The sequence below is a fragment of the Collinsella sp. D33t1_170424_A12 genome (assembly GCF_015554865.1).
In the GTDB taxonomy this organism is placed as follows: domain Bacteria; phylum Actinomycetota; class Coriobacteriia; order Coriobacteriales; family Coriobacteriaceae; genus Collinsella.
Genome location: NZ_JADNJJ010000075.1, coordinates 1 through 10,257, shown reverse-complemented (window position 1 = coordinate 10,257; position 10,257 = coordinate 1). Strand labels below are relative to the sequence as shown.

General features: G+C 68.1%; 7 protein-coding genes. 2 read left to right on the top strand and 5 right to left on the bottom strand.

All coding sequences use genetic code 11. The features are described 5' to 3' along the window. Together I2E26_RS03690 and I2E26_RS03685 are read left to right on the top strand one after the other, a co-directional pair. Positions 1-1,481, top strand: a 1,481-nt coding sequence (locus I2E26_RS03690; protein ID WP_229056389.1) for a hypothetical protein, incomplete at its 5' end; no start/stop codon positions are given. Between the two features lie 959 nt (positions 1,482-2,440). Then, the gene (locus I2E26_RS03685; RefSeq protein ID WP_195419650.1) at positions 2,441-3,559 is read left to right on the top strand and encodes an aminotransferase; all 1,119 of its coding nucleotides are present in this window, start codon (positions 2,441-2,443) and stop codon (positions 3,557-3,559) included. A 215-nt stretch (positions 3,560-3,774) separates the two neighbouring features. Here the strand turns inward: I2E26_RS03685 and I2E26_RS03680 are convergent, their stop codons facing one another. The 5 genes from I2E26_RS03680 to I2E26_RS03660 form a co-directional block, all read right to left on the bottom strand. Further along, the gene (locus tag I2E26_RS03680) at positions 3,775-4,584 is read right to left on the bottom strand and encodes a tRNA (N6-threonylcarbamoyladenosine(37)-N6)-methyltransferase TrmO (RefSeq protein WP_195419649.1); all 810 of its coding nucleotides are present in this window, start codon (positions 4,582-4,584) and stop codon (positions 3,775-3,777) included. Between the two features lie 120 nt (positions 4,585-4,704). Then, positions 4,705-6,768, bottom strand: coding sequence for a translation factor GTPase family protein (locus I2E26_RS03675; RefSeq protein ID WP_195419648.1), 2,064 nt, complete (start codon positions 6,766-6,768; stop codon positions 4,705-4,707). Positions 6,769-6,931: 163 nt separating this feature from the next. Then, positions 6,932-7,933 (bottom strand): tRNA-dihydrouridine synthase, encoded by a 1,002-nt coding sequence (locus tag I2E26_RS03670; protein ID WP_229056388.1) that lies wholly within the window; start codon positions 7,931-7,933, stop codon positions 6,932-6,934. A 234-nt stretch (positions 7,934-8,167) separates the two neighbouring features. After that, positions 8,168-9,223, bottom strand: a complete 1,056-nt coding sequence (locus I2E26_RS03665) for an alcohol dehydrogenase (protein ID WP_195419647.1) — start codon at positions 9,221-9,223, stop codon at positions 8,168-8,170. Positions 9,224-9,481: 258 nt separating this feature from the next. Then, positions 9,482-10,009 (bottom strand): hypothetical protein, encoded by a 528-nt coding sequence (locus tag I2E26_RS03660; RefSeq protein ID WP_195419646.1) that lies wholly within the window; start codon positions 10,007-10,009, stop codon positions 9,482-9,484. Positions 10,010-10,257 lie beyond the last annotated feature (248 nt).

Sequence of the window (10,257 nt, the reverse complement as noted above, 5' to 3'; positions counted from 1 at the left end):
ACGAGGACTCCACCTATAAGCTCGGCATCACCCGCACCGGCGGCGCCACCGGCCGCGCCGAGGTCGTCGTGAACTTCGAGCCGGGCTCCGCGGTACAGGGCGATTTCTACACCGAGTCCCAGCGCGTCGTGTTCGAGGACGGCGAGACCCACAAGACGGTCGATGTCCGCACCAAGCGCGTCACCGACTCCAGCACCATCGGAAACGGCCAGTTCTACGTGACGATGTCCGCCGTCTCCCCGGCCGGCCTGGTTATCGGCTCCAACGACGACGTGACCGTGACCATCAAGGACCGCGAGACCAACTACACGCTCGAGAAGCTGAAGGAGGCCGTCAAGGCCGCCGAAGCGCTCGCGCCCAACGCCGGCCAGTACACCGCCGAGACCGTGAGCGCCTTCAACAAGGCACTCGTGTCCGCCCGCGGCGTCGCCGCGCAGCAAGCCCCCGGCGCCGACAGCGTCTTCGAAGCCATGAAGGCGCTCGAGTCCGCCCAGGCGGGTCTCAAGGCCCGCACGGCCTACACCGAGTCCGAGCCCTTCGCGTTCCCCAGCATCGTGGGCGCGACGTCCACCATCGAATTCGAGCTCGGCCAGCTGAAGAACGACCCCGCCGGCGACGGCGAATGGCCCATGGAGGTCCAGGAGCGCGCAGACGCCAGCATGGGCAAGCTCGTGAACTCGGTCGGCGAGAAGGACACCGCCTCCATCCCGTTTACCGCCGAGCGCGCGGGCACCTACCGTGCCGTCCTGCGCTACATGAGCGGCTCGACCTCGAACAAGGTCGTATGGGCCGACGCCGATGCGGACGATCCGATCGTGGCGGCAGGTGAAAGCGCCGCCGGCCACACCAACGGCGAGGAGTACAAGACCGTCGAGTTCACCTTCACCGTGAAGAAGCCCGGTGCGTCCACGCTCGTCTTCACCGGCCCCGCCGAGAAGTCGCCGCGCCTGGACAAGCTTGATGTCTCGCTGAAATCCGACGGCCTTACCAGCTTCGGCGCCGTGGGCAGCGCCGGCGTGGGCGGTACCATCGCGCCCGAGGGCTTCGTGGCCCTGAAGGACGGCAAGGCCTCCTTCACCGTGACCCCCGACGAGGGCTACCGCATCGCATCGGTCACCAAGGGCGGCCAGGCCGTCGCGGTCGCCGATGCCGAGAAGCCCCTGCAGGTCGAGGTGACCGCCGAGGACGCCGCGGCGGCAGATGTCCCGGTCGAAGCGCTGTTCGAGAAGGTTTCCGCGCCCGCTCCTGAGCCGGAGCCGGAGCCGGAGCCCCAGCCCCAGCCGCAGCCGCAGCCCCAGCCCCAGCCCCAGCCGCAGCCCGACCCGCAGCCGCAGCCCGACAAGAAGCCTGGCAGCAGCAAGCCCGGCACCGGCGGCCAGATCCCGCAGACCGGCGACATCGCCTCGGTCGCCGCGCCCCTCTCGCTGGGCGCAACCGCGCTTCTGGGCGCCGCCGCAGCCCTGAAGCGCAAGAAGCGCTAACGGCCCGCTCGCTTCGGGAGACGCACAGCACATACGCTGCCCAAAAGGTGGAAGACGCAGGTTCGTCTTCCACCTTTTCCTTTACCGAAGGGCGACGCGCACGCACCCTTGCCGCCAGGAATCCGCGCGCCCGGGCGCCCGACGCGAGATTTCTCCCGCCAAGGCATCCGGCCGAATCGCCGCCGTCAGGAATCTTCACGAGACACGGGCCGTCGCCGGTTTCCTCCCGATAGGGATTTCCACTCGATCGCTGCTGTCAGGAAAACGCGCAAGATTCCCGTGCGCACCGGATTCCTCCCGTTAAGGATTTCAGCCTGATCGCTGGCGTCAAGAATCTGCACGCGATGCGACTAAGCGCCGGTCCTCTCCCGCTAGGGCTTTCGGCTCGAACCCTATCGTCAGGAAAACTCTCAAGATGGCCACCCATGCCGGATTTCTCCCGCCAGGCATCCGGCCGAATCGCTGCCGTCAGGAATCCGCGGGGATAGGCGGCTCGTGGCACAAAGCTCCCGCCAACGGAGAGGCGCCGCGCTTTTCTGACGGCAGGAGGCCCCGTGCGGCCCCGCACGCGTCAGAAAAGCGCGCGCGGGCGCCCCGGGCGTCAGGAATCCGCGCACCCGGGTGCCCGGCGCGAGATTTCCCCCGCCAAGGCATCCGGCCGAATCGCCGCCGTCAGGATTCTTCACGAGACACGGGCCGTCGCCAGATTCCTCCCGATGGGGATTTCCACTCGATCGCTGCCGCTAGGAAAACGCACGCATGCCTACCGCTTGCCAGGTGCTCGTAGCGCCTGGCGCTGGCAACGGGCATCATGGTCTCGACTAGATGCTCTTCACCCGGTCCGCGTCGTACACCCGCACCCGCAGCCGCGCGAACCCGGTCCGCAGCCGCAGCCGCGCGCAGCCGGCCCGCGTCGTGCACCCGCACCCCGTCACCCGCCCAGTGTCAAAGGAGGCACCATGAACATAAAGACCATCGGCGTCGAAAACTGGCTCAACGTGCACGAGAAGAGCGCCACCGTGGACATCGCGCAGTCGACCATCGCGTCGCTCACGCAGGATGAGATCCTCTCGCTCGACGATGGCGACCCAGCCGCCTTCTACGAGCAATTCGGACGCGAGAAGATGAACTACGGCTGGATCGAGGGCTCGCCCGCCTTCAAGGAGCGCGTTGCGGGCCTTTACCGGACCGTTCATCCCGACAACGTGCTGCAAACCAACGGCGCCACGGGCGCGAACCTCCTGGCGATCATGGCCCTCGTCCAACCCGGCGACCATGTAGTGGCCGAATACCCTACCTACCAGCCGCTTTACGAGCTGCCGCGCGCATTGGGCGCACAGGTCGACTACTGGCAGATCCACGAGGAGCTCGACTGGAACCCCGATATCGACGAGCTTCGCGCGCTCGTAACGCCGCACACCGCGCTCATCTGCATCAACAACGCCAGCAATCCCACGGGCACGGTGCTGCCGCGCGAGACGCTCGAGCAGATCGCTGAAATCGCCGACAGCGTAGGCGCCTACGTCCTCTCCGACGAGGTGTACCTGCCGCTGGACGACACGTGCGATTACACCTCGATGGCCGACCTCTACGACCGCGCCGTGGTCACCAACTCGTTGTCGAAAACGTACTCGGTCCCCGGTATCCGCATGGGATGGACCGCTTCGAACGCCGAAGTCGCCGATAAGATCCGCGTCCTGCGCGACTACACGCTCATCTGCGGGGGCATGTTCAACGACGCCATGGCCGTGCACGTGCTCGACCACCGCGACCGCATCCTCGCGCGCAACCGGCGCATCATTGCCGAGAACCGCGCCATCGTGGAAGCCTGGCTCGCCGGCGAAGCGCGTGCGAGCTGGGCGGCGCCGCGCGGCGTCTCCACCTCGTACCTGCGCTTGGACATCCCCGTGGACGACGAGGCGTTCTGCCTCGACCTCCTTGAGCGATTCGGCGTGCTGCTGGTGCCGGGCAGTCGCTTCGAGCTACCCCGCGGCGCGCGGCTGGGCTACTGCGCGCCCAAGGAGACGCTGCACCGCGGCCTCGAGCTGCTCTCCCAAGCCCTTCGGCAGTTCGACTGATTCTCTGGCCGGACATCTCGGATTAGGGACAGGCACCTTTCTGAGAGACGCGCTCGAGCAGCGCTCAGATTAGGGACAGGCACCTTTTTGAGACATCTCGCCGCCGTGCGACCGGCACCGGTCGGGAGGGCGCGTCTGTGGCCGCCACAATATGCGCGCTCCGCCTCGCCCCCCCGGCGTCCTCTCAGAAAAGTGCCTGTCCCTAATCTGAGACCCTAATCTGAGGTGGGCTCGATGTCCCGCACCTGGAGCGCGTCGCCGTCGACCGTGAAGGACACGTCGAGACCCGCGTACGCCAGATGGTACACGCGCGACGGCTCATGCTTGCTGCCGGCGCGGCGCGGGTCCTGACGCAGCACCTCGACCAGTCCGGGCAGCTTCTCCGCTGGCACGCGCCGCTGCAGCTCGGTCGCGAAATCCACCGCGAGCTCGCGCCAGGGCGCGGCGTCGATCCAGCCGCCCGTGGCATCGGGATGGCAGTCGGCAAAGGGAATGTAGGGCTTGATGTCGAAGACGGGCGTGCCGTCGCGCAGGTCGGCGCCGAGCACGTGGATGACGGGGCCCGCCTCCCCCATCTCTATATGATCGATCTTCACGCAGGTCAACCCTATTGGGTTGGGTCGAAAGGGACTGCGCGTGGCAAAAACGCCGCGCCGTTCGGCACCGCCCAGCCGCGGCGGGCGCACCGTAGGCGACCAGGCGCGCGCCGCATCAGCGCCGACGGGCGAGCCGCACCCCGCCGACGCGCCGGCAGGCGAAACGGCACCGCCCGCACCGTGCCCGGTCGCCGCCGAGCGCGCATCCGACGCGACGTCCGCCGCCGTGCCGCCGGGCGCACCGTTTTCGAACTGCCACAGCAACCACAGGTGCGTGAACTCCTCGAGCCCCGCCACCGCCGCCGGCAACGCGAATTCCGGCTCGAACACGATGCGCCCCTGCAGGTGCGGCGCCAAGAAGCTATTGCGCGGAATGCCGAACTTCTGCGGAAGATCGGTCCGTATATGCGCGATCGCCCTCATATCCATCTTGCTATCACCCTTCGATTCAGCACCGTTTCACCGATCGAGCTCCGTGAGGCCCGTCGATGCATGCGGGCGTCGGCCGGCGCGAAAAGCACCGCCGCACCATCGCGCACCCATCAACGCCTATCCCGCGAAGAAGCTCGCATCGGCCTCGCGCCACGGACGTAGGCGATCCTCTTCAATCGCCACATGGGCCTGCCCCGGCACCTCGCTCCACGCCACGTTATAGCCCGCGCCATGGCTGCAGAACACCGAGTCCGGCGTGTTGGCCAGATCGGCCACCGGGTCGTAACCCGCGGCGTCGACCACCCGGTCCTCGTCATGGCAGCGGCGATACCCCGCGTATTCCAGATGCAAGCTGCCGCGCCCGGCGCAATACGCGCTCACCTCCAACGCATAAGCGCCCATCTCCGAAGCCGGCGCCGTGCCCGCGATCTGCGCGCGATCGCCCGAAAGCACCGGGGGCTCGAAAGACGCGCTCATGCGCTGGAGGTCGGCGAGCGCCCGCCCCACCTTATCGGCCGGCAGCGCCAGGCGAAAGCGGTACCACGGCTCCAGCAGCGCGCAGGCGCCCGCCTCGCGCGCGGTCATGAGCGCCTGGCGGATCGCGCGATACGTCGCCTGGCGGAAATCGCCGCCCTCGGTGTGCTTGAGGTGCGCACGGCCTCCCAGCAGCGTTATCCGAACATCGGTGAGGGGCGCGCCCATCAGAACGCCCGGATGCTCGCGCTCCAGCACGTGGGTGAGGATGAGCCGCTGCCAGTTGCGGTCGAGGTCGTCTTCGGAAGCGCGCGAACCCGCCACGATGCCGCTTCCGCGCTCCCCGGGTTCGATCAGCAGATGCGCCTCGGCGTAATGGCGCAGCGGTTCGAAATGGCCCGCACCGCGCACCGGCGCCGTCACCGTCTCGCGATACAGGATGCCGCCGGGGCCGAAGGAGACGCGCAGCCCGAAGCGGTCCGCCAGCTGGCGCGCGACCACCTCGCGCTGGACCTCGCCCATCAGCTGCACGTGCACCTCCTGCAGCTGCTCATGCCAGGCCACGCCCAGCAGCGGGTCCTCGTCGGCGAGCTCGCGCAGTGCCTGCACGAGCGTGGCGGCGTCGGAGCCCTCGGCCGTCACGCTGTACGAGAGCACCGGGACGAGCGCCGGCGCCCCGGCACGCTCGCCCTCGCCCAGCACGCTGCCGGGCCACACATGCGTAAGGCCCGTGACCGCGCACACGCGACCCGCCGGAACCTCGCGCTCGACCTGGAAGGCGTCCGCATCGTAGATGCGCACCTGGTCGATCTTCTCGGTCCACGCCACGCCGCGGTCGAACCCGGACTGTACCTCCTTGGCGCGCAGGACACCGCCCGTCACCTTGAGCCAGGCGAGACGCTCGCCATGCGCGCCGCGGCTCACGCGATACACGCGAGCCGAAAACTCCTCCGGCCATGCGACGTCCGATGTAAGCGCCACCAAACCGTCGAGCAGGGCGTCGATACCGTCGACGCGCAGCGCCGAACCCGCGAAGCACGGAAACACCGCGCGCTCGCGCACCAGCCGGCGCAGCGTAGCGGGCGCGAGCGCACCCGTTTCGAGATACTCGTCCAACGCGCGCTCGTCCGCCGCGGCCGCGTCTTCAAGAACGGAGGCCGCCTCTGCATCCGCCGCCGCAGCACCCGGGTCCGCGCCCGCACCTTCGGCGTCGGGCGCTCCCGCGAGCCGCGCCAGGATCCGGCCGTCGAGCACCGCCGGCGACAAGCGCTCGCGCAGGTCGGCCAACGCCGGAGCGAGGTCGCCGCCCACGAGGTCGAGCTTGTTCACGAACACGAAGGTGGGCACGGCGTAGCGCTCGAGCAGGTTCCACAACGTCTCGGTATGCCCCTCCACGCCGTCGTTCGCGCCCACCACGAGCACCGCGTAGTCGAGCGCCTGCAGCGTGCGCTCGGCCTCGGCGGAGAAATCGACGTGCCCGGGCGTGTCGAGCATCATGACATGCAGGCCCGCCCAATCGAAATGCGTCTGCTTGGAGAAGATGGTGATGCCGCGCTCGCGCTCCATGGCATCGGTATCCAGATGGGCGTCGCCCTTATCCACGCGCCCCTGCCGGCGAATGGCCCCCGCTCGATAGAGCAGGGCCTCGGCCAACGTGGTCTTACCAGCGTCGACGTGGGCGACGAGGCCTATGACGGCTTGGGGCATGGCGGCTATCCGTTCTTCGGTGGCGGGCGATTCGGTTGCACCATTGTAGCCCGCGACGCGCGGAGCGGTACGCGCGGAACCCGGCATGCATGCGCACCGGACCCGCATCCGGCCGCTCCGCGCCCCGCGTCCCCCGCGGTATCCGCATCCGGCGCAAGCGCCGCTACGCGCTGAAGCGCGCGACCTCGGCAAACGGCTCGTTCGCGAACACGCGCGCGACCGCCGCCTCGTATTCGTCGAGCTTGCGCACCTTGCGCACGAGGCGGTGCACCGCCTGGGGGTTCGCGAAGGCGAACTTGGCGTAGAACCACCATTCCTTCAGGCGAAACACCGCGTTGCCGCCGATCTCGTCCACATACGCCGCAAACAGCTTATCGTGGAACGCGCGCAACTCGGCAGGAGCAACCGAAGGGCCGCCCGCCATCATGCGTGCGAGCGCCGGGTTCGCCAACAGGCCGCGCCCCAGCATCACATGGCGCGTAGCGGGATAGGCGGCCAGCAGCGCATCGCGATCGCCCACGGAGAAGACGTCGCCGTTGTACGCCACCGGGAAGGGCGCCGTCGCCAGCGTCTCGCCATAGGGCTCCCAGCGCGGCGCACCCTGGTAGCGATCCTTCTGCACGCGCGGATGCACGATGAGCTCTGCGAGCGGGAAGCGGCGATACAGCTCGAGCACGCGCTCGTATTCCGCGTCGTCCGCGATCCCCAGGCGCGTCTTCACCGAGACCGGTAGCGGCGAGCGTTCGCACACGTCTTGCAGGAACGCCTCGAGCCCGTCGAGGTCGCGCAAGAACCCCGAGCCGCGTCCCTTGGCCACCACCGTGCCCGAGGGGCAACCCAGGTTGAGGTTGACCTCGGCAAAACCCATATCCGCCAGGACCTGCGCGGCCCACACGAACTCATCGGCGTTTTTCGTAAGCAGCTGCGGCACCACGTCGAGCCCCGCGCCGCGGCCGGGGTCGAGCTCCTTGAGCGCCTTCTTGCCAAATCCCGAGCCCACATGCGGCGGCGCCAAGAACGGCGTGTAGTAGCGGTCGAGCGCGCCGAAGCACTCCGCGTGCACGGCGCGAAACGTCGACCCGGTCAGGCCTTCCATGGGAGCCAGCGAATAGATCATGCGGGCGAACTCCTCGTGCGCGATGCGGGCCGTGAGCCCGTGGGACATAGGGCTCCATACTAGCGGCGATTCCCGTATCGCGCACGCCGCAAGAGCCGGCGCCGACCGAATCTGCATCCAATTCCAAAACCGCGCCAGAGCAAGGCGCGCCGGCGCCGGCACCCTCCCCCGTGCGGCGGGCGTCGGCGGCGCCATCCCCCCCGGCCACCCCTCTCGGAAAAGGGACAGGCACTAATCTGAGCACTCCAATCTGAGGCGAGCCTCCGCGGGCGGACCCCGGCGCTAGCGTTCTTCCCAGGGCGTGATGACCAGTTTGAGGCAGCCGTCCTCGTGCGCCTCGAACGCGCGGTAGGCCTCAACGATGTCGTTGAGCGGGTAGCGGCCCGAGATGAGGCAGCCCGTGTCGATGCGGCCCTCCTGCACCAGGCGCATGGTCTCGCCCATGTTGCAGGCGTCCACGCCGCCGGTTTTGAAGACGAGATTCTTGCCGTACATCTGGTGCAACGGCAGCGTCTGCGCCCCCTCGTACATGGCGGAGAGCACCACCACGCCGTGCGGCCGGGCGATGCGCCAGGCCATTTCGAAGGTATTCGATCCGCCGGCGGCCTCGATCACGCTATCGGCACCGCGCCCGCAGGAAAGCTCGCGCACGGCGGCCTCGACGGCGGCGAGGTCCATATCGCTCGCATCGACCACGACGTCGGCCAGGCCGCGCTCGCGGGCGAGGGCCAGGCGCGCCGGATCGATGTCGATCGCGACGATGCGAGCGGGCTCATGCAGGCGGGCGCACATCATGGTGGCAAGGCCCACCGGGCCGGCGCCGATCACGGCAACCGTGGAGCCGGGCTCGATCTGAGCGATGTCCGCACCCCAGTGACCCGTGGCCACGATGTCGCCCAGGAAGAGCGCGGCCTCGTCGGTCACGTCCGCGGGGATGGCGGCGCACGTCTGGTCCGCATGCGGCACGCGCACCAGCTCGGCCTGGCAGCCGTCCGCGCAGCAGCCCAGCTCCCAGCCGCCCTCGACGCAGTTGTTCACCCAGCCGCGCTCGCAATAGAAGCACTCGCCGCAGAAGGTCTCGCAGCTCACGGCAACGCGGTCGCCGGGGCGGAGGCTGCGCACGCCCTCGCCCACCCGCTCGACGACGCCCACGAACTCGTGGCCGAGCACCGTGTCGGGCGTGGCGCGCGGAACGGCGCCGTGGATGATATGCAGGTCGCTCGTGCAGATGGTCGAGCACGTCACGCGCACGACGGCGTCGCCGGGGTCCTGCACCTGCGGATCGGCGCGATCCTCCAGGGCGATATGTCCGCTACCATCGTGTACCAGAGCTTTCATGGGGGTTCCCTATCTTGTCTCTATCGGATGAAGATGCTGCATGAAACCGAACTGCCGCAGCGCCCGGGCTGGACGGGCCAGGCCCGGGAAGTTTTCAACCGAGGCGGTTTGTTTGATGGTCAACTTCAAGGCCCTTGGTAGCTCCAACACGAAACCGTACAGGACAAGCAACTACCAACAACAAGCAACTCGAACGGGCAAACCCCATCTGAACAAAATCGTAAAAGAATACCGCCTTCGGTTCGGAACGAGCGGCCGCTAGAGCGCGTCCTCTTCCAGCTCGACCGTAAACGTCTCGGTCTGGTTCACCAGGTCGAGGCGCAGCTGCAGGTCGGAGATGCGACGGTAGAGCTCCTCGTAGTCGGCGAACGCCTCCTTGGTGTCGAAGTTCGCGTACTCGTACTCGATCATGCCCTTGACACCGAACACGCCGCTCTCGAGGCGCTTCTTCGGCTCGACCTCGCGCAAGTGCTCGAGGCGGCGCAGCTTGCCGTTCATCTGGGCCAGCTGGATGAGGGCTTCGTCCACGGTGATGTCCTCGTCGGGGATAACCGTGTGCGCGTTGAACACGTGCAGCGCATGGCGAATGCGGCGGATGGTATCGTCCAGCTCGTCGACACGCTCCACGGTCGCCCGGTAATCGTACGCCGGGGGCTCGCTCTCCTCGCCCTGGGCCAGCACGTAGGTCGAGTTCTTCAACTCGAGGGAGGCGAGGCGGCTCTTCTCGTTCTCCAAGCGCTTGATGAACTTCGCAGCGCTCGCCGAGGTGAATGTCTTCGTTTCCATGGTTGGCTCCCCTTCACCGTATCCTGCCTGCCGGCACGCCTTCCTTCACCTCGCCATTGTAGCCATCTTGCCCAAGCGCGGCATACGGGGGCGGCGGACGGCGGACGGCGATGTAGCGGCAGCGGCTGCGCGGCTGGACCGGCGAGAAAAAACGGGGACCGGTCCGAAAACCGGCCCCCGGCGGCGCGGGCGCCGCCCAGCGGCGGCCCCCGCGCTCGGAAAGGTGCCTGTCCCTTTTCTGAGAGGGC

Coding starts and splice junctions, on each gene's coding strand:
- I2E26_RS03685 (WP_195419650.1), top strand. CDS start 2,441: ATGAACATAAAGACCATCGGCGTCGAAAACTGGCTCAACGTGCACGAG.
- I2E26_RS03680 (WP_195419649.1), bottom strand. CDS start 4,584: ATGGATATGAGGGCGATCGCGCATATACGGACCGATCTTCCGCAGAAG.
- I2E26_RS03675 (WP_195419648.1), bottom strand. CDS start 6,768: ATGCCCCAAGCCGTCATAGGCCTCGTCGCCCACGTCGACGCTGGTAAG.
- I2E26_RS03670 (WP_229056388.1), bottom strand. CDS start 7,933: ATGTCCCACGGGCTCACGGCCCGCATCGCGCACGAGGAGTTCGCCCGC.
- I2E26_RS03665 (WP_195419647.1), bottom strand. CDS start 9,223: ATGAAAGCTCTGGTACACGATGGTAGCGGACATATCGCCCTGGAGGAT.
- I2E26_RS03660 (WP_195419646.1), bottom strand. CDS start 10,009: ATGGAAACGAAGACATTCACCTCGGCGAGCGCTGCGAAGTTCATCAAG.